Origin of the sequence: Synechococcus sp. PCC 6312, assembly GCF_000316685.1 — a bacterium.
Lineage (GTDB): Bacteria > Cyanobacteriota > Cyanobacteriia > Thermosynechococcales > Thermosynechococcaceae > Pseudocalidococcus.
On record NC_019680.1, the window covers coordinates 2,856,979 to 2,880,423 of the forward strand.

Below are 23,445 nucleotides of genomic sequence, written 5' to 3' on the forward strand. Positions count from 1 at the left end.
TTACTCCTTGGGAACAACAGTACGGATGAGAATATTGCCAGTTACATCTGCACTGATGTTGGCCACATCTTGCGGTCTAGCAGATTTCAATCTGAGGATGCCTGTGTTATCCCTGGTGGGTTGAAACGTGACCGGATTATATCGGTCGATCAACGGGATTAAGTTTAGGCTCTCGCTATCGGCGACTGCAACCGTCCCGGTCAGGTAAGTCCGTTTTGGATACTGGTCTAAGTTGAGGTCTGAGATAGGTTGTTCTTCCAGTTGAACTTGTTTGCTTTCACTGGTCACGGCTGGGCCACGTTGGAGCCGGATACTGCCGATTTTGATTTGGGCGTTTTGAGACCGTCCGGCTCGGTAAAGGATACCGCCCTCACTTTGTACCAGTAGGTCGCTACCCGTTAGAGCTTGGACAACTTCAAACTTGTCTCTGATATTTTGCTGAGTAGCTTCATCCTTCCCAGAAATTTCGACATAGAGGATATTGTTCTGTCCTTTGGAGTTGACTTCTTCGATCACGCCTTCCGGTAGTCCGAGGAACTGGTTAAAGGCCATGACGATACCGCCTTGGGAGTTGATGTTGAGGATCAGTATCCCGATGGACAAGATAAAGGCAAAGACAAATGCTTCGGCAACTGAGTTTGTTCCCAGGCGTAAGTGCGGGTTGCCTGGGATCACCAGTCTGGCTTGACTGGGATAGAAGGCGGCCACTCCAGTCTTAGTGAAGACATCACCAAACCAGCCCATGAAGTATCCAATCATTAAGGCTGCATAGACTGTGCCGTTGATCAGAAGGACGGGGCTAAGGATGACGGCCACGATTGCGGTTGCGATAAAGCTATGAGTGACAGAGCGATGCGGGAACTGACGTTCTAAGGTCATGCTGATTGGGAACAAGATGCGACCTGTCAATGATTTACTGGTATCCACATCAGGGAGTTGTGAAGCGACTGCTGCCGTTAACAGGATGATTGGGTTACTACTTCCCAATATCCCTGCGACTGATGTGGCAGCGAGTACGGCGTGAGTGATGGACTTCATGACTCTGGTTCCATCTCCACGCAGATTAAGGTGGTGTAGCCTTCGTTTTTTCCATCAAACGACACAATGCCTTGGCCAGACATTTGCTCTATGAGGGCATTCATCACGCCTTCGGCCACTGCCATTCGGTTTTTGAGGGGATCAGACGAGCCAACGGTGACAGTGAGTTTGACCGTTTCTACCGTTTCGATGGTCGTTCCGGGTTTGTATTTGAGCATGAGGGTCATAGCACTTCTCCTAGATTCATGTCCCGGTAGGACTTATCGACAATCTTGGCGTTCCAGTTTTTGGTCTTGGCTTCTAGTTCTATCTCCCAAACTTTGAGGTAGGGGCGCGACAGCAGGGGCGCATTACCGCGTATTCGATAATATTTTTCAAGCAGTGTTTTGGTCAGTAGTTGTTTGTAAGACTCTGGTAGGTTGCTTCCTTGGCAGAACAGCACTGTTTCCATGATTCATCGCCCCAAGTGTCTTGATTTTCTTGGCATAGCGGTCACAAGCAGTCTCACGACACCGACTGTAACGGTGAGGATGCCGCCCATGAGGTAAAGGCTGGTGCTATTAAAGCCAAGGCCGATGAAGCGGACAATGACAAAGCACAGCATGACAGCTATCAGGAATGGAGTCCCGTCTATCCATTGCGTATGGTCGGGCGATAGGTCATCCAGACCGAGATATTCTTCCTTGACGACTCGCTTGGCCAACATCGGATTACCGCCACATCGTTCTTGAAGTTCAGCGACCTTGGCAGGGTCTAAGTCAATGCCAAGGTCTTGGGCGGTTTCATACATGATTTGCCGAATCCACTTATTTTCGAGCGGTGGCAGTTCGATTCGGGGTAGCCGAATGAAAATGTCTTTGGGCGGCGGGTGGGTGGCGAACAGGAGGATATGCTGATTCTTCTTGTGTAACCGTTCAAGCCAGTACCGGAATGTGGCGGCTATTTTATGAGCGTCATCAAAGATGAGGAAGGCCAGGTTATCTTGCAACCACTGAAGAACGGCATCCTGTAGTTCTTGGATGTTCATCCGTTTCCCTTCCAAGTTGTAGGTATCTATCCCGAGCGTTTCAGCGATTTCCATCATGTTGACCCTGACGGTATTGGGGGTAATGAGGCAACAACGGAAGCCTTCATCGGTTAATTGCTTGTGGACACTTTCGGCTAGGTAGCTCTTTCCGACTCCAACTTCGCTGACGACCAGGAGGCTGCTGTCTGCTTTTAGTGACGCAACGATGTGATCGAAAATTGATCGTCTATACAGACGGCTAGGAAGGGATTCTTCTGATGTGATATTTACGGCTCCAAGTGACTCGGACTCGCCCGTTACTTGGTCAACGGCGTAGGTATAGAGTCGCCTGGTACCGTCTTTGAGGTTTTTAATGTGTCGTCTGATAGATTTTGCCACTGCTAACAAACCTCTTAAATTCAGCGACCATAGAACTGGAGCAACTTTTCCCGGTTTGATTTTTAACGAAGGTTATGAGTTCGTCATACTTGCGAAGCTTGTTGTGCTGCCAAGCGATGTAGAGGAGGCCAAAGACGGTGCGCCTACGGCGGAGGTCGCAGAGCTTTCTGTGGTTACAGTGGAACTCAAAGGGTATGGGAGTCTCCTCGATGATGCGTTGCCGTTCTTGATAGGCCTCGTGTTTAGACTTGGGCTTGGGTCTGGGTTTAGGTTTAGATTTTTTGTCAGGCTTTTCGAGTTCGGTTGGGATAAAAGAGTGTTGGAGGAAGGGAAGCCACCAATGGGGGTTATGGGGCCGGTGTTGTTCTAATGTGGCTTGTGGTAGGAATCGAGCTTGAGGTTGTGGTTCTTTATCATCCCTTGCAGGCATGAGTTGGAGTTTAGCGGGTGGGAGAAGGGGGATGGGGTCATCACCAAAGGCCTTAACGGCTTCCCAAGCGGGTTCGATAGTGGTTTGGATGAGGGTTTCTGCCTTATGTCGGATTGCAGTTCCCCACCGTTCGAGAGTATTAAGGGTAGATCGGTAAATCTGACCCAATGTAATCTGCTGCCAGGGCGTGTTGTTCATGCTTGTTCGCCTCAAAGATATGGATACCGATTTCGATAGTGCTTGCGAGTAGGAGGATGATCCCGACGAGTTTGTAAAAGCGGGATTTGTTGATGATGAAAGATTTAATAATTCCAGACTGGACGAGGTTAGCGGTTTGGACTCTCACCTGGCTATAAGAAAGGTCTGTCATTTTGCAAAGGGTATTGCGATCACAGACCTCCTGATTTTCAAGAACGCTCAGGATTCGCTCTCGCGTCTGCCGCCCTTGACTGAGTTTCTTTTGATTGAGTTTTGTGAACATAAATAGCGCTTCAAAACTGGCTATATTTTAAGCCAGAAATTATAATCGGGCCAAAAAACGGGCCATAATTTATCTGGTGATTCTAAAGCCTTATTATTAAAGGATATTTATAACTGTCATTAACGCCTCCTAAGTGCTAGGCCGTGGGTTCGACTCCCACCAGTCCCGTCCCTTATCTATGAATATGTTCAGCCCTCAGACTCCTTTTGGGGGCTTTGTTTTGCTTTTCCCCAACGGTCATTTAGTGGCAAAATTAGAGATTAAATCGGCTCTCTTGAGAAGAGGGTGATAGGTAAGACCAATGAGAAAAACAAGCCATCAGGCCCATTGGTAGATGTCCAAAATTTGTAGAGCCATACGCCTGACGCTTAATTACCTTAATTTTATTATTAATCCCTTCCATCACCCCACTAGTAGGGCGAAGGTTTAGAGATAACACATTTAAGCAAAGTTGACCCAGCCGAAGATTAGTTAACCCCTGACGAGGATCAAGCCTAGCAACATTTGGAAAAGGCGGTGTAGTCGCAAAATTGATCGTAATCCGACAGCGTTAAGTCAATCGCATCAAAAACATATTGAAACTACCATTCAAAAACATTAGAGACCGTTGAAGGCCTGAGGATTATGGCTAAACGTCAAATTAGGAGCCTGGCATTGGTACTTTGCCGAACTTCTAAACAACCATTAATCAAAATTAACAGACTAAAATTACAGGTAAGACTTCAATGGTTCTGGAGTGATGACTGTAATGCTATAGAACGATATAAAGAAAAAGTATCCAAGAGTACATTTATCACGCCCCGCAACTCCAGCCTTACAGATTTTGTCCCATCTGACAACCGATTATTAATTTGCTGAATTGGATTTCTTTAGTTAATCTTAAAACTATGAAAATTCATCAGAAAACATCGACTACTATAAACCAGATGAGTAATACTAACCTTAACTAGGCCGATATTCACCTGCCGCCTCCAGGGACAACTATGGCTACCATCTTAATTGTGGATGATGATCCGCATAACTATGACGTGATTGAAATGTATTTAGCCGATCAAGATCATTGTCTCCATTATGCGGCTGATGGGCAAACCGCTCTCTCTGGCCTGGAACGCTACAATCCTGATCTCATTCTGTTGGATTTAATGATGCCGGGCTTAAAGGGCCTGGAAGTCTGTCAACGGATTAAAGCAGCCAGTCAATGGGAAGGCGTACCAATCATTATGGTGACAGCCCTCAGTAGTAAACAGGATCTATTTCGTTGCCTAGATGCTGGTGCTGATGATTTTGTGACTAAACCTGTAAACCGGATGGAGTTACGGGCGCGGGTGCAATCTATGTTACGGATTCGTCAGCAATATCAGGATTTAGCAAGCTTTAATGCCACCCTTGAAGCGACGGTTCAGGCTCGGACAGCAGATCTGCAACAGATGATCAATCAAGATCCCCTGACTCAATTACCCAGTCGCACCGCCCTAGTCCGCAGCATCCACAATATTCAAATCTCTAACTCAGCAGAATTTGCCCTCATTATTTTAGATTGCGATGAATTTAAGTTAGTCAATGGTTCCTTGGGGTATTTAGTGGGAGATCAGTTATTAACCGCTATCGCCACTCGGTTAAGACAGTTATTGGGGCCTGGAGATCTGCTAGCCCGTATGGGAGAAGATGAGTTTTGCTATTTGAAGTTAAATGTGGCTTCACTCAGTCAATTAAAACCATTTTTAGCTGAAATTCAACATCGCTTCCAGGCCCCCTTTTCCTTGCCGAATGCAGAGATCTTTATGACGGCATCCCTGGGAATTACCTTTTCTGATCGTTCAACTCTTGGGCCTGAGGAACTTTTGAAAAATGCTGATATTGCTATGTACCAGGCCAAGCAAAAAGGACGCGGTAGTTATCAACTATATGATCATCAGATGCACTTGGCTATTGTTCATCGCCTGACCTTAGAAAGTGATCTGCAACGGGCCTTAGATCGACAGGAATTCATCATTTATTATCAACCGATTTTTAGTTTAAAAACTCAAGAAATTTCTGGTTTTGAAGCACTGATTCGCTGGCAACATCCCAGCCGCGGGACGGTCTCTCCAGGAGAGTTTATTTCTTGCTTAGAAACGACAGGATTTATTGTCCCCGTTGGTTTATTGATTCTCCGCCAGGCCTGTGCACAATTACAGCAATGGCATCGGTCAGGTTATCCAGATCTAACCATGGGTATTAATATTTCAATTCGTCAGTTTGCCTGTCCCACACTCCTGGACGATATTGATCAAATTATCTCGGAAACTCAAGTCAATCCAGCCTATATCAAATTAGAAATTACGGAAACTTGCATTATGGAAAATGCCGAAACTACAATTGCCTTAACTCAACAACTGCGCGCCCGTCAGATTCAAATTAGTATTGATGACTTTGGCACTGGCTATTCTTCACTTAGTTATCTCCACTGTTTACCTGTTAACACCCTAAAAATTGACCGCTGTTTTGTTGCTGGGATTACCCCAAGTACCACCAACTATCAGGTCGTAAAGACAATCATGCTCCTAAGTCAACAACTGGGCCTGGATGTGGTAGCAGAAGGGATTGAAACCGAATCTGAACAAGCCTATTTACTCGCTTTGGGCTGTCAGTTTGGACAAGGATATTTCTTTGATCGGCCCCTTCCGGCGGCAATGGTTGCAGAAAAATATCTCACAGGCCCACCCCTGACAGTGCCATGATGGTTGGAGCAGCCCCGGAATTTTTTTACCTATGTCTTCTCTCTCATCCCAATCGGGTTATACATTGCCTGTATTTGCCTGTGCTGCGGCTGTAGCGGCATTGCGATGGTTACAAACTCAGCAGCCCGATGCTTCCGTAACCTTGGAGTTAATCAATCCTGATCAATGTGTGGAGATTCCCATTCAACAGGTGGCTGGCCTGGGGTCGGAGATGAGTTTAGCTATTACCCACAGTAATCCGGGCGCAAATCTAGACTTAACTAGAGACACTCCCATCTGGGGCCTGGTGCAGTGGGCTGGGGCAAAGCAAAAAGAAACCATCAAAATTCAGGGGGGTGAAGGGATTGGCATCAACCAGGCCACGGGGGAATCTGCCATTTACAGCTATGCCCAGCAACTCCTTCTCCACAACTTGCAAAAAGTTCTGGGTCAGGATCAGAAAATCTTTGTCACCATCATTCTCCCCGAGGGCAGAGCCTTAGCAGAGCGGACTTCCAATCCAGCCTTTGGTATCGTCTCTGGTTTATCTCTGCTTGGCACCTCTGGGATTTCCCAGGCCCTCAGCGCTCCTGAACAACTGGATATCTTTCGCCAAGAGCTGCTCCAAAAAGCCCAAACATCCAAACAGTTAGTCTTTTGTATTGGTGAAAATGGCCTGGACTTAGCCACGAAAGCCGGGATTCCCCCAGAACTACAGGTCAAAACCGCCAATTGGCTCGGGCCTTTATTGGTGGAAGCTGGATTACAGGGGGTCAACTCACTGGTACTTTGGGGCTATCATGGCAAACTGATTAAACTCGCTGGCGGCATTTTCCATACCCATCACCACCTGGCTGATGCCCGCCAAGAAATCCTCACCGCCCACTGTGCCCAACTTGGCCTGACTGGCGCACCTCTACAGGCCATTTTCCAGGCCCCCACCATTGAAGCAGCTTATCAAATTCTCGAAGAACTGACCCTGAGTACTCAAGTTCCTTGGACAACGCAAGTATTTACCCAAATTACTAATGCCATTGAAGCCCGCGCCCAGGCCTACATTTACAATCACACCAGCGTCCAAGTTCAAGTGGGTTGTGTCCTGTTTAATCGGCAGCGACAACTTTTTGCGTGGGGAGAGCAAGGACGGGCAATCCATACTCAAGTTCTGGGTTGATTCAGATTGGTACACTTGCGCAAGGATTTGGTCAGCTACTATCCCTAATTTTTCTGAAGCGGCGAGATGCTATAGCCACCAACGTTCTGGTAGATATTTTTGCACAACCGCCCACCCCGTCCAGGCCACGACTCCCAAAGCAATCAAAAGTAAGCCATTCAAGGTTAAATGCAAAGGTCTGGCCCAGGCCCGTTGGGGATGAATTTGTAGCGCGCTGATGGCCGAACCCACACCCAGAGCAACCACGATTAAACCTGCGACTAAATGCCAAGAATGTCCCAGAGAACCGTAGTACCCGTAAGTGCCCATCAAGCCGATGATCAGTAACAGGAAAATTAACCCGACCAGGCCTGTGCCAAAGATTAAATGGGTGAATCTCAAACCATTCGGCCGCTTTATTTTTTTTAAACGTGTATAGCTCAACCCAAGGCCGGAAAAGGTCAAGAGAAAATAACAGCACAAAACACCGCCCATTGACCAGGCTGCAATTCGCCACAACCAGAGAAACGAAGGAAGATTGATTTTGGCAATTAGGAATGGCATGAAGAACTAAGAGTCTAAATCAGGCAGTTTATCCACTTGAAAATACTGATAAAACTTCTCCGTCACTTGGACTTGATAGGAACGCCCTTGGGATGGTCGCCGCCGACTAATAAACCCCAATTCCAGGAGGTCTTGAATGTGTTGATAGGCACTTGAGCCGCGAATTTCAACCAACTCCGATTGCAAAATTGGCCCCTTCAAGGCAACTAAGGCCAACGTCCGCTGGGCCGCTAACCCCAAATCCACCGGCACTAAGGTTTGCACTAACTCCCGAAACGCTGGCCGTAATTGGAGGCCATATCCGGCATCACTTTCGACAATTTCTAAGGCCGTATCCCGATGACTGTAGTCTGCAATTAAATCCATCAAGGCGACTTCCACCGTATCCCGATCAGATTGGGCATGGGTCGCTAAGTCAGCCAAGCTCAGGGGTTGTCCCTTCAGATACAAAATGGCTTCTAAACGCGCCGCTAGGGAAGGGGACTCTTCAGGTGCAGATGCTTGAAAAGGAGAAGGTTTCAGACTGGCCATAGGGGCGGGCCAAAAACTGGAGACGATGATGTGTTAATTATGGCTTGCCCAGGCCTGATCTACCCCTGCTTCTATCCCCGCTTTGACCACGGCCCCCAAATTGCCAATGTCATCCCTGGATGGTAAATATTGACAAACATGGTTTGACCATCCGGAGAAAAACACACTCCTGCTAACTCCTGATCATTGAGGGCATTTCGAGCAAAAGTATAAATTTTTCCTTCCGGGGTCACTCCCATTAACCGATTCAAATTATCCTCACCATCTTCACAGACAATCAAATCCCCAAAGGGAGCCATAATCAGGTTATCGGGATAGTCCAGCACATCTTTCCCCGGTGACTCAACAAATAACTCTAAACTGCCGCCTTGATCTCGGGTTGCCCCCGGCCGGTATCGCCAAATTTGCCCTAAGCGTTTATCCCCGCCACTGGTTGCTGTAAAGAAGATTTCCCCATTGCTGTAACAAATGCCTTCCCCGCGTGTAAATTGAGCCGCACCTAAATCAAACCCCTGATGCCGGACTGTATCCACTGCTGGATCGGGGTCTTTAATTGTTACCCATTCCACATCAAAAAATCGCCGCTGGGGAAAACCATCACGGGTATTACTTTTGGGATAGCCTGTAATCCGCAGAGCTTGCAATTCCCCCCCGGCCTGGAGCTTACCCACTTGCTTGGGAAGAAACCGATAAAAGAGACTATCCCCCCGATCTTCGGTCTGGTAAATAATATTCGTTTTCGGATCAACCACAATTGCTTCGTGTTGGAATCGGCCCATTGCTTTCAGGGGAATCGGTTGAACAGGCCCCGTGGCAGTGACGGGAATTTCAAAGTTATAGCCGTGGGGTTTGTTGACGGGGCCATGTTGACCGGGTGTGGCAGGTGTAGCTGTATTTTCTTCACAACTAATCCAAGACCCCCAAGGTGTCGTTCCCCCAGCACAATTGCGATAGGTTCCCGCCAACGAGACAAAATCCTTAACTAAGGTACGCTCAGGACTAATGATGACGGTGGTAGTTCCGCCCGGACAAAGGCTGTCGTACTTCAAGTTGTTGGGAGCGAGTACAGACTGATAGCCAGAGGGCAGGCCTGGATAGACTTCATGATTACGAATCAAAATAGTTGTGCCGTTGGGGCCGGGAAAGGCAGCCATCCCATCATGCAAAGACGGAACTGGGTTACCATCACTCATCCTCTGCCCTAATTTAGAGAAAATCCGATATTGAAATCCCGCTGGCAAATCAAGAATTCCTTGGGGATCTCGAACGAGGGGGCCAAAACCAGCTCCTTGCACCGTTTGTCCGGCCTCAGCCCTGGCATAAAGTTTTCTTAACCCCTGGGGAAATAGGGCGGCTCCAGTTGACAAAACCCCTAGGGTTAAGAGGTTACGGCGAGATAGGGTCATAAAGCGTTCCAGATGATTTTCCGCAGGGGGTAATAACAATAAGTAACTAATGTCTGAAATCCCTAACAAATCCTAGCAATGTTTACTCTTGTAGATTGGTTATCGGGATAACATCAGCCCACTTCCGAAGGTAAAACCCCTATAATAGCAATGCGAGACAGACCTAATTACGTCATAGATTAACAAAAACTCTTTTTGCCAATGAGTTCTGCTGGTTTAGTTCCTGGTTTGTTCATTTAGCTGCCCCGGAAACTCTTTGCCCCCAGAACGTTTGGCTGATAGAGTTTACGTCTGACCTACTGACTCGATTTTAGTCCGCACAATCCCAGACAACTCTCTACTCTGTTGAAACCCCAGATGTGGTCATTCAGAGTCTTTTTCTGTCTTTGTCTAGCCCGTGATTGCCTGAGTGTGGCATTATCTAAATTCACTCCCCCTAATATGCTTAATTCCTACCCGTTGACTGCCATGCATAGCCCCTTCTCCACTTCTGCCTTAACTCAATCTTCTGCCGCTGGATACGCTGGTCAACCTTGGTTAGTCGAAGAACGAGACGCTTGCGGTGTGGGGTTTGTCGCCCATCAAAAGGGATTGGCTAGTCATAGCATTCTTGAACAGGCCTTGACGGGATTGACCTGTTTAGAACACCGCGGGGCCTGTAGTGCGGATCAAGATTCCGGCGATGGCGCGGGCGTGATGACGGCGATTCCCTGGGGCCTGTTTGCGGATTGGGCTGAAAGCTATGATTCGGCCAATGTTGGGGTGGGGATGGTTTTTTTTCCTGCGGATTCCAATGCCGTAGCCCAGGCCAAGACCGCGATTGCCCAAGTATTAGCCAATTCTGGGTTGAAACTCTTGGGGTGGCGACCTGTTCCCGTGAATCCCGATGTATTGGGGGTGTTGGCGCGGCAAAATCAACCGATGATTGAACAACTCTTTGTCGCCGCAGAATCCACAGGCACAGAACTTGAGCGGCTTTTATATCTAACTCGGAAACGGATGGAACGGGCCGTCTCGGAACTCCATGCCGATTGGGGGCGGGATTTTTATGTTTGCTCTTTTTCCCACAAAACCATTGTCTATAAAGGCATGGTGCGCTCGGTCATCCTGGGTGAGTTCTATCAAGACCTGAAAAATCCGGCCTACGAAACTACCTTTGCCATCTATCACCGCCGCTTTAGCACGAACACAATGCCGAAATGGCCCTTGGCCCAGCCAATGCGGTTTTTAGGTCACAACGGCGAAATCAACACGCTTTTAGGCAATGTCAACTGGATGCGGGCCCGAGAAGCGCAATTAGCCAGCCCGGCCTGGGGGGAATCCCTCAAAGAACTCAAACCCATTGTCAACCCAGAAAACAGCGATTCAGCCAACCTGGATAATGCCTTTGAATTGTTGGTGCAATCGGGTCGGGCTCCCTTCCAGGCCATGATGATGTTGATTCCTGAGGCCTATAAAAATCAACCAGACTTGGCGGATCACCCGGAAATTACCGACTTTTACGAATACTACAGTGGCCTGCAAGAAGGCTGGGATGGCCCGGCGTTGGTCGTCTTTAGTGATGGCAATGTCGTCGGAGCCAACTTGGATCGCAATGGCCTCCGCCCGGCCCGGTACACGCTGCTCAAGGATGGCCTGGTGATTGTGGCCTCAGAAGCAGGAGTAATTCCCGTGGACGAAACCCAAGTCTTAGAAAAAGGTCGCTTGGGGCCAGGCCAGATGATTGCCGTAGATTTAACCACCAACGAACTGTTAACTAACTGGACGATCAAGCAACGGGTGGCCCAACATCAGCCCTATGGCCAATGGCTCCAGGCCCATCGGCAAGAATTAACGGCGCAATCCTACGTTGAAACCCCAACCCTGACTAAGGCCCAATCCCTGCAACAGCAAACCGCGTTTGGTTACGGCGCAGAAGATGTGGAAATGGTGATTGAGTCCATGGCCCAGGAGGGAAAAGAACCGACATTTTGCATGGGCGATGATATTCCTTTGGCCATTCTGTCCCATAAACCTCACCTGCTCTACGACTATTTCAAGCAACGGTTTGCCCAAGTCACCAACCCGCCGATCGACCCATTGCGGGAAAAATTGGTCATGTCTTTAACGACTCAGTTGGGTGGCCGGGGTAACTTGCTGGATGAAAAACCGGAGTTTGCCAAGCTCTATAAGCTCAATTCCCCCCTCCTGAATGAAGCTGAACTTGAGCAAATTGTGAATTCTGAGTTCCATGCAGAGCGTTTGAGTACCCTGTTTGAAGTTGCCGCCGGCCCCGATGGTTTAAAAACTGCGATTGACGCGCTCTGTCTGCGGGCCGATGAACTGGTCAAATCTGGCGCAGAAATTCTCGTACTTTCGGATCGGGTGAATCTCGCCGGGGAAATGCAACTCCTCACCGCTGAAACCACCTATATCCCGCCTCTGTTAGCTGCTGGGGCTGTCCATCACCACCTGATTGCCCAAGGATTGCGCCGTCAAACCTCCATCGTGGTTGAAACCGCCCAGGCCTGGAGTACCCATCATTTTGCTTGTTTGATTGGCTATGGTGTGGCTGCTGTCTGTCCTTACATGGCCTGGGAAACGATTCGGCAGTGGTGGCACAGTGACCGCACCCAAAACCTTATGGAGAAAGGCAAAGTTACCAAAATTGATCTGACTACGGCCCAGGCCAAGTACCGCAAAGCCATTGAAGACGGGTTACTCAAGATCCTCTCGAAAATGGGAATTTCCCTAATTACTAGTTACCAAGGGGCACAGATTTTTGAAGCCATCGGCATTGGCCCAGAACTCTTGAATTTGGGCTTTGTCGGGACAACCTCACGGGTGGGCGGCTTAACGGTCAGTGATCTGGCCCAAGAAGTCATGGCGTTCCACCAACAGGCTTTCCCCGAACTGACGGCGAAAAAACTGCAAAACTTTGGCTTTGTCCAATACCGGCCTGGTGGTGAATACCACATGAACAACCCAGAAATGGCCAAGGCCCTGCATAAAGCGGTATCTAGCCAAAACTACGATCACTACGAAGTTTATCGCCAACAACTCACCGGCCGGATTCCGACAGCCTTACGGGATTTACTCGAGTTCAAGAGCGACCGGCAACCGATTCCAATTGAAGAAGTCGAATCCGCCACCGAAATTGTCAAACGCTTCTGCACCGGCGGGATGTCCTTAGGAGCCTTATCTCGGGAAGCCCATGAAGTCCTGGCCATTGCCATGAATCGTCTCGGCGGTAAGTCCAACTCTGGGGAAGGGGGCGAAGATCCGATTCGGTTCAAAGTCCTGGTGGATGTGGACGGAGAAGGTCACTCGGATTTACTGCCCCACTTGGCCGGCTTACGGAATGGGGACACTGCCAGCTCGGCGATCAAACAGGTGGCTTCCGGCCGGTTCGGGGTCACGCCTGAGTATTTAATGAACGCCAAGCAAATCGAAATCAAGATTGCCCAAGGCGCAAAACCCGGTGAAGGGGGGCAACTCCCAGGCCCCAAGGTGAGTCCCTATATCGCCATGTTGCGGAAATCCAAACCCGGTGTTTCCCTAATTTCACCCCCGCCGCACCACGATATTTACTCCATTGAAGATCTGTCCCAGTTAATTTTTGACCTGCACCAAATTAATCCCAAGGCTCAAGTTTCCGTAAAATTAGTGGCCGAAGTTGGGATTGGCACGATTGCTGCCGGGGTGGCCAAAGCCAATGCCGATATTATCCAAATTTCCGGTCACGATGGCGGCACGGGAGCATCTCCCCTGAGTTCGATTAAACACGCCGGGAGTCCCTGGGAATTGGGCTTGTCGGAAGTGCATCGGGTGCTGATGGAAAACCAACTCCGGGATCGAGTGATTCTGCGGGTGGATGGTGGCCTCAAGTCCGGTTGGGATGTGATCATGGGCGCACTCATGGGGGCGGAAGAATTTGGTTTTGGTTCCATTGCCATGATTGCGGAAGGCTGCATTATGGCCCGGATTTGCCATACCAATAATTGCCCCGTGGGAGTCGCAACCCAAAGAGAAGAACTGCGGAAACGCTTTACTGGCCTGCCGGAGCACGTGGTTAATTTCTTCCTGTTTATTGCCGAAGAAGTGCGCTCAATTTTGGCTCGCTTAGGTTATAAATCTCTGATCGAAGTTGTCGGTCGCTCTGATTTACTCGTTCCCCGCAGCGATGTCAGTTTGAGCAAAACTAAAGCCGTTAATCTCGATTGCCTCACCCAACTACCGGATAGCCGCACTGACCGGGCCTGGTTGATCCATGAGGAAGTCCACAGCAACGGGCCGGTTCTCGATGACAAAATTCTCGCCAATCCCACGATTCAAGCGGCCATTGCCAATCATCAGGAAGCTGGCCTGGATTTGGATATTGTCAATACAGATCGAACTGTGGGGGCGCGGGTTGCGGGTGAAATTGCCAAACAACATGGAAACACAGGCTTTACGGGGCAACTGAAGCTTAACTTTGTCGGTAGTGCCGGCCAAAGCTTTGGGGCCTTTAACCTACCCGGAATGATCCTCAATCTCACCGGAGAAGCCAACGATTATGTCGGAAAAGGCATGCATGGCGGCGAACTGATTATCAAACCCTTAGCCAATGCTCCCTATGCCGCGGCGGATAACGTGATTGTTGGCAATACCTGTCTCTATGGGGCCACGGGCGGTTATCTCTTTGCCAATGGCCAGGCCGGGGAACGGTTTGCTGTGCGCAATTCAAAAGCCTATGCAGTTGTGGAAGGGGTTGGCGACCACTGTTGTGAATACATGACCGGCGGCGTGGTTGTGGTGCTCGGTAAAACAGGGCGGAATGTGGGTGCTGGGATGACCGGGGGCCTGGCTTATATTCTGGATGAGGATGGGGGCCTGGCGGCCAAAATCAACCCAGAAATTGTCAAGCTGCAACGGGTTAGCTCCACAGTCGGGGAAAAACAACTCCTCGAATTAATCCAGACCCATGCGGAACGGACGGGTAGTAAAAAAGCCAAGGACGTTCTGGAAAATTGGCCAACTTATTTACCACAATTCTGGCAAGTAGTTCCACCCTCGGAAGCCAATAGCCCGGAAGTTGTTGCTAGCGAGGAGAAGATTCTCAACCCAGTTACTTAGTCTTGAGCACTATTCCTTAATCTCTTCTTAAAAAGGTACTGCTATTTTGACTGACGATAGCCATTCATCATAATGATGTTGTCATACCAGAACTAGTGAATAGAGGGCTATGACTAATGATTTCGCCTTGATGGGGGTATTCTCAGACATTACCTGGCATCGGCTGATCCAAAAATATCTTAATCAAACCCCAAACGCAATTTACTGGCTCCCCTGGGGATCAAGACAGATTAACATTCGTAGATTACTTAATTATCTAGTTGCCCAGGAAAAATGGAGCCAAAGAAGCCAAAAGAACTATGAGATTTATCAAAGATTAGAAACAATTAATACTTTGAAGTTCTTCCATCATGATTCCAAAACTCAAGGCGGAAATGGCAAGATACGTTACAGATACGAAATCAGCCATATTATCTTGGGAAATGTTGCGTTTTCTCCAGCAAGATCAGTCGGTCATAAACTAATCTCTGAGGCTAGTCCAACATGGTTCGGGATTTCAGGTTATAAATTAGTCAAAAATCTCGATTTTTCTGAAGAATTTAACGTAGTTAGCCTCAGAAATAACACGAGCAAACAAGTTGATGAGTATCAAGATAGCATCTTACTTTATAAAGATGTACTTATCGTGCGGCATTTTAACCATGGAAAAAAACAACCTTGCACCTGTTCCCAATGCACATAACATCAAAGTAATTTTGGGATGCACCATGATTAACTGTGCTGATTGTAATTCAACTTGAATTGTGAAGTATGGAAAAGTGTTGCTCTATCTCTATAACCCGAAGGTCATGGGAATCAGAATGTTCTCAAGCAGTCATTAAACCAACTTAACTCCATTCAAAAATGTGTCGACAATGCTCTTCCCGGTAGTTCAATACTTATCAAGTAATAATATAGTTGTCGAGATAGCTCTTTCTTGGTTGAGAGACTATGGCAGTGATTGCTTGGTCGGGGAGGAATCAGAGAACTCCACCCGTTCAATTTTCAACTCTCGGCCTGAGCGAATGTCCTCCATTGGTTGCCCGCAATTTGGACAGGTATAGCGTTGACCCATTTCGGGAAAATATTCCTCCTGGCAGCGATGACAAAAAGCAATTAAGGGGATTTCCGTAATCACCAGCTCAGCGCCGGCCAAAAACGTATTTTCCGTTTGTACCTTAAACGCAAATTGTAAACTCATAGGCTCCACGCAGGTAAACTTGCCCACGGTTAAATGCACTTTGGTAATTTGGGGCTTTTCTGGTTGCGCCTCCCACCAATCTTTAACGGTGAGAATTAAAGCTTTAGTCATGTCGGTTTCGTGCATAGAATCACAATGGCTGATGTCTCACTGACTCCAATACCAAAGATTTAACCACCTCAGATACTAGCTCGCCATCACTGTTGATTCTCAAAGCACAAATTTCAACGTCTAGGTATCTTGAATTCTCGTGTTTCATCCATTCAAAAATAAAAGTAGCGTAGGCCTGAATGCCTTTGACCGCGTCCTGGCGATTCTGCCAAATTCGGACTTGACTTAAATCATCGGTAACATCAATAGATGGTTTATCGTGATTGGATTGCTCAGTGGATTCATCGGTGGCACTCTTTTTAAGCGTAGGTTTATCAGCCGCATAAAGCTCAACATCTGGGAAGAGTTTTAAGGTGTAGCCAACAATTTTGTTCGTTGGAATGCCAAAGCCTTTTGCCATAGGATGAATGACTTACCTCATATTTCTAAACCCAAGGCTGATCCACGCCCATATTAGCTTCTGGATGAATGTAGTCGGGTTTGGTAGTCCGGGGTAACTGACCAGAAATCACCAAATGGGCCATGGCATCACAAATCACCCGCGTCGCTATCAAGGAGGTCATATCACTAATGTCATAGGGGGGGGAAACTTCCACCACTTCCATTCCACAAACTGGCGCATTGCGAATAATTTTACCCAGCAAATACAGGGCTTCTCTGGGCAACAACCCACCTGGCTCCGGCCAGCCCGTCCCAGGGACAAAACCCGCATCAATGCAATCAATATCAAAGCTAATCCAGACGCAATCCGTGCCATCTAAAGCCCGTTCCAAGGCAAAATCGGCGGCGGCATCCAGGCCCATTTCGGTAATATCAGTCACCGTCAGGATATTCGTTGCTCGCTCTCGACAGACTTTTACGCCTTGCCGCGGCACTTGCCACCCCCCAATTCCCAACTGCACCAGATTTTTGGCCGGAGCATTGGCCATATTGGTGGCATGGAACCAAGGACAGGTGTGCATCCGTTCATCTAAGTCGGTTTCTTGGGTGTCCACATGGCGGTCAAAGTGAATGATGCCAAGCTTTTTATCACCTAAATGCCGACAGACTCCGCGCACCGTGGGAAAGCCAATCGAGTGATCGCCGCCCAAAATGATCGGAAACGCCCCAGAGGCAAAAATATGGGCAATGCCTTTAGAAATTTGGTCAAAGGATTTTTCATTATTGGCCGGAATTGTAAAAATATCGCCGACATCACAGAGGGTAATTTGCTCCCGCAGGTCAACCCCAAATTCAAAGTTGTAGGGCGTATAAAGGGCCGAAATCCGGCGAATCCCTTGGGGGCCAAACCGTGTTCCTGGCCGATAGGTGGTGCCAGAATCGTGCGGGACACCGACAATCGCCACATCGTAATTCCCCACTTGCCGGACATCTTCTAGGTAGGGGGCTTTGAGAAAGGTATTGATGCCAGCGAAATGGGGTAATTCCCCCCGAGAAAACGTGGAAATGGTGCGGTCTTTAATACTGTCTGCGGCTTCCAGGCCAAACGCTAACCCCTGGGATACTTCCTGCTGCCAACCGGTCAGGGGTAAATGTCGTTCTTTTTCTAGGGCCTGTTGAGCCTCGGTTGGGCGATTAAACAGGGGAGATTCGCTACTCGAAGAAGTCATAGAAAGCAGTTGCCAGGTCAAGGATAAGAAATTTTGTCCAGGGTTAAGAGCTACAGTAGCAGCAATTTAGCAAATCGTGATTGATCAGGGCCAGACTCTCTTTGAGATTGGTATCTTGTTAGTGAATCTACCCTTTGACCACCCCCTAATTCTATGGCGTTACAGCATATTGTCTATGAAGAGGTCTTAGTCCGCTATACCGACCCTAACCAAGCAACCCATCTTTTGCGGCAATATCGCCCCTACTTAGAAACCATCCCCAGTATGCGCCGGCCAACAGAAAGCCTGATTACAATTCCCTTACCCATCGCCCAAATCCAACGCCAGAACCCCAATCAAAATGGCCAACGCCAGCAAAGTGTCACCGCCGTCCAACTCCCCTGTGAGCTGGTCTTTCTCATGTGTGACCCAGAGTGGCGAGTGAAGACCGATGTTGAGATTTTAATTTTCATCCATCGGCCTGGTGAACATTTTCCCGACCTGCTTAATCGCTGGCGACAAACCCAAGTTCTTTTACAGCGGGGGTATCACTGGGAAATGCCCCAACATCATCAGGATATTTTTAGTGAAGGAGCCGAGCGGCGATTACCCCTGTTTGTCTTGTTAGATTACAGCAGTGGCCGGATGAGGCGGGGAATGCAGGCGGCCCAGTTACCCCATGTTTGTTTACATCTGACCCAGGCCGACTTAGAGCAGGCCAAAAGCAAAGCAACACAGGGATAGATGCCACCTAAATATTGTTGTTGAGATGGGGGATGCGGAACCGGGGACTTGAACCCCGAAGTCCTTTCGGACACTAGAACCTGAATCTAGCGCGTCTACCAATTCCGCCAGTTCCGCATAAGTTCATTGTTTTGCCCAGTCAGACACCAGGCCCCGTTTCATGAGCGGGATTACCATCTTCTCCCAGAAACAGGAACCACGTCAACTGTAAATTTACAGACTCCAGCAAAAATGAACATGACTATGCGGCTCTCAATCTGCTAGAATAAGCTTTGCTCAGTTGGAGAGATGGCTGAGTGGTCGAAAGCGGCAGATTGCTAATCTGTTGTACGGATCGAAAGGCCGTACCGAGGGTTCGAATCCCTCTCTCTCCGTTTTTCAGGGTTATCCGAGGTGGAGGAAATCTCCAAGTGGTGATTTGGGGTGGCGATTTTGGGCGTTGATCTGCGGAGTTATGTCTATCTTGATTCCCTCCAAGCTCAACACGCTGCCTATTTAGGAACCGTTGCTCAGGGGTATTTGCCGTTGCCAGGAGAAGCCTCATTATGGGTAGAAATTTCCCCAGGCATTGATATTAATCGGTTATTGGACATTGCCTTAAAAGCTGCAGTTGTCCGTCCAGGGGTGCTATTCATCGAACGGTTATATGGCCTGTTGGAAGTTCATGCCAGCAGTCAGGGGGAGGTGAAGGCTGCCGGTCAAGCCATTTTAGATGCCATTGGTGCTAGGCCGAGGGACTCCTTCCGCCCTAGGATCATCTCTAGTCAAGTGATTCGGAATCTTGATGCCCACCACACCCAACTGATTAACCGTTCCCGGCGGGGTAATATGATTCTCTCTGGACAAACTCTCTATGTTTTTGAAGTTGAACCAGCGGCCTATGCGGCTCTGGCGGCCAATGAAGCTGAAAAAGCAGCCCTGATTAATATTTTGCAAGTCTCGGCGGTCGGAAGTTTTGGGCGATTATTTTTAGGTGGGGCAGAACGGGATATTTTAGCGGCACAGCGGGCCGTCCAGGCCGTGATGGAGTCATTACCGGGGCGAGATTTACGATTACCCGGCCGACAGGAGTAACTATGGCCGATCCAGAACACCTGGCCCTACTCCAATATGGGGTTAAGGCTTGGCAGGCCTGGCGGGCCCGTTGTCCTCAAGTGATTCCCAATTTATCCCAGGCCAACCTCCAAGGGCTGGATTTGCGAGGGTTTGACTTTTCCCAGGCCCAGCTACAGCGAACAAAATTTAACCAGGCCAAGTTAACCGACTGTAATTTTCAGGCAGCCAACCTCAACCAGGCCAGTCTCTATCGGGCCAACCTCCAACAGGCCAACCTGAGTGAAGCCAGACTGACAGGGGCCTATTTCCTCGGAGCTAATTTAACCGAAACCAACCTCACCAAAGCCGATATATGCCTGGGGGATTTACGGGAGGTGATCGCTGTAGGAGCAGATTTTAGTTGGGCCACCTTAACCCAATGTGATGGCCGCAATGGCAATTTTGATCACGCGGATTTTAGCCAGGCCCAGGCTCCCCAGGCCAACTTTAGTCACGCTCGGTTACTCCATGTCCACCTGAATTATGGGAACTTTAACCAGGCCATCTTGCACCAAACCGAATTGAGCCAGGCCCAACTTTTTCGCTGTAATTTTTACTGTGCTGATTTAACCGCAGCTTCATTGACCAGTGCCTACGGCGCAGAAACAATTTTCGTCAAGGCTAATTTAACAGCAGCAAATTTATCTTGGGGCTATTGGGGTAAGGCTAATTTCTCGGAAGCTAATTTAATGAATACAAACCTGGCCTCGGCCAAACTCCGCGGTGCTAATTTCAACCGGGCCATCTTAACAACGGCTAAGTTCTCCCAGGCCAGGCCCCAGCCATAACATTCCACCCCCCTGTTCAACTTCATTACAAATAGCGAATATCTAAGGTTCGCGAGGGAATGGTTAAGTTACACTCTGCTCTGACTGGATATCCCCCCGCATTCACCCCCCGTAAAACTACCGTTGCCCCGCCCTTGCCAGAATAGGAATCAACCAAACCAGTAACTCGGACTCCATAGCGGGCTAGTTCTTTTGAGCAAGTCTGGTAAGCATCATCCACCACCGAATAAGCTAACCACGGCCGGTTGACGCCTAAAGATTCTGTCGGACTCGGGATCAGAGCTTCTGCGCTTGCCATCATCAAGACAGGAGTCGTTACAGTTCCAATCATCAGCACGAACCGAGCCACAATCGCCATACAAAATCTAGTCCTTTAATACAAATAATTTCAGGAAATCGGGGAAACTGCCTGAATAAGTACACCCTATCTCAGGTGAATCGTGGTTGGGATATTGGGTAAAAAAACTTGGACTGGGGCGACAGATGCTTGCAGGAGGCTAGGAAGAGGATTTTCCATCTGATCCGGCCTGGAGATTAGCTAGCTGCTCCTTAAGGGCCTGTAATTCAGCTTCTAAGGCCTGGCGACGTTCCCGTTCTTGACTATAATTCCCTAACGATTGGCTGGTCACCGGATCATAAAAAACGAAACTCTGTCTCATCCCAATGCAACTCCAGGCCAAGGACTTGACTCCTTAAGCTATAACCCTTGGCAAGGGGATCGGCCACAATCGGAAAATAATTGGCCTGGTCTAACACCCAACCTTGCAACGGCGGCGACAAATAATCGGATGTGGGATCAAATAAGAAATACTCCTGCACTCCCAAATAAGCGTAGATTCCCTTTTTCGCCCCCATGTCTTGGCTAACGGTGGATTTGGACGTAATTTCTAGGACAAAACTGGGGCAATGGCCACCTTCTTCCCACACCTTGTAAGAACGCCGATTTTCTGGAGAGACCCCAAAAATGACAAACGTATCGGGAGCCACTACCGCTTCTGGGTTGCCCTGCTCGTAGTAAATAAAGAGATTTCCAGCGACATAAACATCATCTCTTTTAGCAAAAAAAGCACGCAGAACCTGGCGAGCATAGGTTAGATAGTCACATTGAGAATCACCTTCAGCCATGGGTTTACCGTCATCCTCGGGGTAGTCAACGGTTACAACTGTTTCATCGGGGTAAATTGGCTGCTTCACTGTCTCAAATCCTTAAAATGGGTGAAAGAGAACTCAGAGGCACAAAGGGCGCGTTATGAAGCTGAACTTAACAGCAGATGAGTACCGCAAACTCGTTCATACTAACTTCGACTCAGCCATAGCCCATATTGAATCTTTGATGAGCAATCCAGAGGAAATCCATAAAATTCCTATGGGAGCAGCGATTATTCATCAAACATCGAATGATTGGGTTAATCAACAAAATCAAGAAATTACTCAGTTCATTCAAGCTACCGGAACTACAATCCTTTCTGTTGATGTTGCCTAAACCCAGGAAGGATTGCGAAGAGTGGATCAGATTGTAAAACTAGCAACTTAATAATTAAGTGAAGTTAGACCGGATCTCAGCTATGGCTTGGCGTAGCCCTTCTGAGTGAACCCAGCCCACAAAACCACCAAATACCATTTCGCCATTTTTATTGGCAATGAAGATGTGTTCCACTCCTATAGGATTCTTCCAGGCCTTGACCACAGAACCATCTCGCAGAGTAAAAATAGGCATAGCTCTTTTAAAATCTCGGCTGTGTGCTTGAGTCATTCCTGGGAGACGATTTAGATAATCCACGACCTGCTCCGAAACTTTTGAAATTTCATTTGATACAGAGGCAGGATTATTCCAATCTTCCACAGAGTCATGAATTTTGGGGTAAATATTGGAGGCCATGCCAGCAAGTTTTGCAACAGCATCAAAAGGATCCATTGCGAAAAACCTCAGAATTTTTCCTTAAATATACCCAATGTTGCTTCAGGCCAGGCCCTCAAAATCTTTAGTTGTTGTAAAGACTGAGAAATTTCTAATAAATAATATCTAGGATGGTGGTGAAACGCCCCATTTTCGGATGGCATCATGTCCAGCGAACGACTCACGGCCCAGGCCCCGCTTGAAACTGACCCCGCCCTAGATCGTGACTGCACGACTCTTTCACGCCATGTACTCCAACAACTCAAAAGCTATGATGCCGCCGCCCAAGACCTGAGCGCGATCATGAATCGGATTGCCTTGGCGGGGAAACTAATTGCGCGGCGGTTAAGTCGGGCCGGGTTGATGGCGGGAGTGTTGGGCTTTACCGGCGAAACCAATGTCCAGGGTGAAGATGTCAAAAAAATGGATGTCTTTGCCAATGAGGTGTTTATTGCCGTCTTTAAGCAAAGTGGCCTGGTCTGTCGGCTGGCGTCCGAGGAAATGGAAAAGCCCTACTACATCCCGGAAAACTGCCCCATTGGCCGTTATACCCTCCTCTATGACCCGATTGACGGCTCCTCCAATGTGGACATTAACCTGAGTGTGGGTTCCATTTTTTCGATTCGGCAGCAGGAAGGCGATGATCTTGATGACACGGCGCAAGATCTCCTCCAGGCCGGGCGGAAACAAGTGGCGGCAGGCTATATCCTCTATGGCCCAAGTACAATGCTGGTTTACTCCATTGGCCAGGGCGTGCATGTGTTTACCCTCGACCCCAGCCTAGGTGAGTTTATTCTCTCCACTGAAAATCTGCAAATTCCCGCCCACGGGCCGGTGTATAGCGTTAATGAAGGGAATTTCTGGGAATGGTCAGAACCCTTTCGGGAATTTACTCGCTATGTCCATCGGCATCCTGGTTATACGGCGCGCTACAGTGGGGCCTTGGTCGGAGATATGCACCGGATTTTAATGCAAGGCGGGGTCTTTCTCTATCCCGGAACCGTGAATAAACCCGAGGGAAAACTGCGACTGCTCTATGAAACCGCGCCCTTAGCATTTCTGGTTGAACAGGCCGGGGGCAAAGCCAGCACGGGCACCGAACCCTTACTTGATGTGATTCCCGACAAACTCCATGCCCGCAGCCCCCTGGTCATTGGTAGCCCGGAAGATGTCGCCCTCGTCGAATCCTTTGTGAACCGCCCCCAGCCCACGCCCCCCCTCGCCCAAGTTTGAAATCAAG

At 48.6% G+C, this 23,445-nt stretch carries 26 protein-coding genes and 2 tRNA genes; 10 read left to right on the forward strand and 18 right to left on the reverse strand.

Annotated elements, in window-relative coordinates; translation table 11 throughout:
- The 7 genes from SYN6312_RS13865 to SYN6312_RS19515 all read right to left on the reverse strand — a co-directional run bounded on the left by SYN6312_RS13865 (position 1) and on the right by SYN6312_RS19515 (position 3,793).
- Complete coding sequence (locus SYN6312_RS13865; RefSeq protein WP_015125517.1) at positions 1 to 1,038, reverse strand: metal-dependent hydrolase; 1,038 nt, start codon at positions 1,036 to 1,038, stop codon at positions 1 to 3.
- On the reverse strand, positions 1,035 to 1,265 hold the full coding sequence (locus SYN6312_RS13870) for a hypothetical protein (protein ID WP_015125518.1): 231 nt from the start codon (positions 1,263 to 1,265) through the stop codon (positions 1,035 to 1,037). Before SYN6312_RS13870 ends, SYN6312_RS13865 begins: the two co-directional genes overlap by 4 nt.
- Positions 1,262 to 1,489, reverse strand: coding sequence for a hypothetical protein (locus tag SYN6312_RS13875; RefSeq protein WP_015125519.1), 228 nt, complete (start codon positions 1,487 to 1,489; stop codon positions 1,262 to 1,264). The genes SYN6312_RS13870 and SYN6312_RS13875 overlap by 4 nt, the downstream gene beginning before the upstream one ends.
- 3 nt (positions 1,490 to 1,492) lie before the next feature.
- Entirely contained in the window at positions 1,493 to 2,443 is a 951-nt protein-coding gene (locus SYN6312_RS13880; RefSeq protein ID WP_015125520.1) for an ATP-binding protein, read from the reverse strand.
- Complete coding sequence (locus SYN6312_RS20230) at positions 2,415 to 3,071, reverse strand: hypothetical protein (RefSeq protein WP_015125521.1); 657 nt, start codon at positions 3,069 to 3,071, stop codon at positions 2,415 to 2,417. Before SYN6312_RS20230 ends, SYN6312_RS13880 begins: the two co-directional genes overlap by 29 nt.
- A complete protein-coding gene (locus SYN6312_RS13890) occupies positions 3,013 to 3,354 on the reverse strand; it encodes a hypothetical protein (protein WP_015125522.1) in 342 nt (113 codons plus the stop codon). The genes SYN6312_RS20230 and SYN6312_RS13890 overlap by 59 nt, the downstream gene beginning before the upstream one ends.
- Before the next feature lie 253 nt (positions 3,355 to 3,607).
- Complete coding sequence (locus tag SYN6312_RS19515) at positions 3,608 to 3,793, reverse strand: transposase (protein ID WP_256377479.1); 186 nt, start codon at positions 3,791 to 3,793, stop codon at positions 3,608 to 3,610.
- Positions 3,794 to 4,337: 544 nt separating this feature from the next.
- Between SYN6312_RS19515 and SYN6312_RS13895 the strand changes: the two genes are divergently transcribed.
- Both SYN6312_RS13895 and cbiD read left to right on the forward strand, forming a co-directional pair.
- Complete coding sequence (locus SYN6312_RS13895; protein ID WP_015125523.1) at positions 4,338 to 6,074, forward strand: EAL domain-containing protein; 1,737 nt, start codon at positions 4,338 to 4,340, stop codon at positions 6,072 to 6,074.
- Between the two features lie 31 nt (positions 6,075 to 6,105).
- A complete protein-coding gene (gene cbiD / locus SYN6312_RS13900; protein WP_015125524.1) occupies positions 6,106 to 7,227 on the forward strand; it encodes a cobalt-precorrin-5B (C(1))-methyltransferase CbiD in 1,122 nt (373 codons plus the stop codon).
- Between the two features lie 69 nt (positions 7,228 to 7,296).
- Here cbiD and SYN6312_RS13905 read toward each other — a convergent pair whose 3' ends face one another.
- From SYN6312_RS13905 to SYN6312_RS13915, 3 genes are all read right to left on the reverse strand, one after another.
- Positions 7,297 to 7,770, reverse strand: coding sequence for a DUF4079 domain-containing protein (locus tag SYN6312_RS13905; protein WP_015125525.1), 474 nt, complete (start codon positions 7,768 to 7,770; stop codon positions 7,297 to 7,299).
- A gap of 6 nt (positions 7,771 to 7,776) precedes the next feature.
- Positions 7,777 to 8,301, reverse strand: a complete 525-nt coding sequence (gene scpB, locus SYN6312_RS13910; protein ID WP_015125526.1) for an SMC-Scp complex subunit ScpB — start codon at positions 8,299 to 8,301, stop codon at positions 7,777 to 7,779.
- A gap of 71 nt (positions 8,302 to 8,372) precedes the next feature.
- Positions 8,373 to 9,707, reverse strand: coding sequence for an alkaline phosphatase PhoX (locus SYN6312_RS13915; protein ID WP_015125527.1), 1,335 nt, complete (start codon positions 9,705 to 9,707; stop codon positions 8,373 to 8,375).
- Positions 9,708 to 10,148: 441 nt separating this feature from the next.
- On the opposite strand from SYN6312_RS13915, the gene gltB reads away from it, so the two are divergent.
- Complete coding sequence (gene gltB, locus SYN6312_RS13920; protein ID WP_172636060.1) at positions 10,149 to 14,801, forward strand: glutamate synthase large subunit; 4,653 nt, start codon at positions 10,149 to 10,151, stop codon at positions 14,799 to 14,801.
- A gap of 109 nt (positions 14,802 to 14,910) precedes the next feature.
- On the forward strand, positions 14,911 to 15,483 hold the full coding sequence (locus SYN6312_RS13925; protein ID WP_015125529.1) for a hypothetical protein: 573 nt from the start codon (positions 14,911 to 14,913) through the stop codon (positions 15,481 to 15,483).
- A gap of 246 nt (positions 15,484 to 15,729) precedes the next feature.
- Here the strand turns inward: SYN6312_RS13925 and hypA are convergent, their stop codons facing one another.
- The 3 genes from hypA to SYN6312_RS13940 are packed head-to-tail and all read right to left on the reverse strand — an operon-like array spanning position 15,730 to position 17,702.
- Positions 15,730 to 16,107 carry a hydrogenase maturation nickel metallochaperone HypA gene (gene hypA / locus SYN6312_RS13930; RefSeq protein ID WP_015125530.1) on the reverse strand — a complete coding sequence of 126 codons (378 nt, stop codon included), beginning with the start codon at positions 16,105 to 16,107 and terminating at the stop codon, positions 15,730 to 15,732.
- 4 nt (positions 16,108 to 16,111) lie between these two features.
- Entirely contained in the window at positions 16,112 to 16,492 is a 381-nt protein-coding gene (locus SYN6312_RS13935; protein WP_015125531.1) for a hypothetical protein, read from the reverse strand.
- A gap of 25 nt (positions 16,493 to 16,517) precedes the next feature.
- On the reverse strand, positions 16,518 to 17,702 hold the full coding sequence (locus SYN6312_RS13940; RefSeq protein ID WP_015125532.1) for an agmatinase family protein: 1,185 nt from the start codon (positions 17,700 to 17,702) through the stop codon (positions 16,518 to 16,520).
- A 153-nt stretch (positions 17,703 to 17,855) separates the two neighbouring features.
- Between SYN6312_RS13940 and SYN6312_RS13945 the strand changes: the two genes are divergently transcribed.
- Complete coding sequence (locus SYN6312_RS13945; protein ID WP_015125533.1) at positions 17,856 to 18,425, forward strand: hypothetical protein; 570 nt, start codon at positions 17,856 to 17,858, stop codon at positions 18,423 to 18,425.
- A 33-nt stretch (positions 18,426 to 18,458) separates the two neighbouring features.
- On the opposite strand, the gene SYN6312_RS13950 is transcribed toward SYN6312_RS13945, so the two are convergent.
- A tRNA-Leu gene (locus tag SYN6312_RS13950) sits at positions 18,459 to 18,542 on the reverse strand.
- Positions 18,543 to 18,707: 165 nt separating this feature from the next.
- Here SYN6312_RS13950 and SYN6312_RS13955 point away from each other — a divergent pair.
- The 3 genes from SYN6312_RS13955 to SYN6312_RS13965 all read left to right on the forward strand — a co-directional run bounded on the left by SYN6312_RS13955 (position 18,708) and on the right by SYN6312_RS13965 (position 20,308).
- Positions 18,708 to 18,799 (forward strand) — tRNA-Ser (locus tag SYN6312_RS13955).
- 58 nt (positions 18,800 to 18,857) lie between these two features.
- On the forward strand, positions 18,858 to 19,499 hold the full coding sequence (locus tag SYN6312_RS13960; RefSeq protein ID WP_041431599.1) for a hypothetical protein: 642 nt from the start codon (positions 18,858 to 18,860) through the stop codon (positions 19,497 to 19,499).
- A gap of 2 nt (positions 19,500 to 19,501) precedes the next feature.
- Positions 19,502 to 20,308, forward strand: coding sequence for a pentapeptide repeat-containing protein (locus tag SYN6312_RS13965; RefSeq protein ID WP_015125535.1), 807 nt, complete (start codon positions 19,502 to 19,504; stop codon positions 20,306 to 20,308).
- A gap of 25 nt (positions 20,309 to 20,333) precedes the next feature.
- On the opposite strand, the gene SYN6312_RS13970 is transcribed toward SYN6312_RS13965, so the two are convergent.
- The 3 genes from SYN6312_RS13970 to SYN6312_RS13975 all read right to left on the reverse strand — a co-directional run bounded on the left by SYN6312_RS13970 (position 20,334) and on the right by SYN6312_RS13975 (position 21,502).
- A complete protein-coding gene (locus tag SYN6312_RS13970) occupies positions 20,334 to 20,666 on the reverse strand; it encodes a hypothetical protein (RefSeq protein ID WP_015125536.1) in 333 nt (110 codons plus the stop codon).
- A 139-nt stretch (positions 20,667 to 20,805) separates the two neighbouring features.
- The gene (locus tag SYN6312_RS20385; RefSeq protein WP_015125537.1) at positions 20,806 to 20,967 is read right to left on the reverse strand and encodes a hypothetical protein; all 162 of its coding nucleotides are present in this window, start codon (positions 20,965 to 20,967) and stop codon (positions 20,806 to 20,808) included.
- Positions 20,942 to 21,502, reverse strand: a complete 561-nt coding sequence (locus SYN6312_RS13975) for a Uma2 family endonuclease (RefSeq protein WP_015125538.1) — start codon at positions 21,500 to 21,502, stop codon at positions 20,942 to 20,944. Before SYN6312_RS13975 ends, SYN6312_RS20385 begins: the two co-directional genes overlap by 26 nt.
- 55 nt (positions 21,503 to 21,557) lie before the next feature.
- Between SYN6312_RS13975 and SYN6312_RS13980 the strand changes: the two genes are divergently transcribed.
- Entirely contained in the window at positions 21,558 to 21,791 is a 234-nt protein-coding gene (locus SYN6312_RS13980) for a hypothetical protein (RefSeq protein WP_015125539.1), read from the forward strand.
- A gap of 54 nt (positions 21,792 to 21,845) precedes the next feature.
- Here the strand turns inward: SYN6312_RS13980 and SYN6312_RS13985 are convergent, their stop codons facing one another.
- Positions 21,846 to 22,223: a hypothetical protein gene (locus SYN6312_RS13985; protein ID WP_041430878.1), complete on the reverse strand. Its 378-nt coding sequence runs from the start codon at positions 22,221 to 22,223 to the stop codon at positions 21,846 to 21,848.
- Between the two features lie 147 nt (positions 22,224 to 22,370).
- Here SYN6312_RS13985 and fbp point away from each other — a divergent pair, with 147 nt between their 5' ends.
- Entirely contained in the window at positions 22,371 to 23,438 is a 1,068-nt protein-coding gene (gene fbp / locus SYN6312_RS13990) for a class 1 fructose-bisphosphatase (protein WP_015125540.1), read from the forward strand.
- Positions 23,439 to 23,445 lie beyond the last annotated feature (7 nt).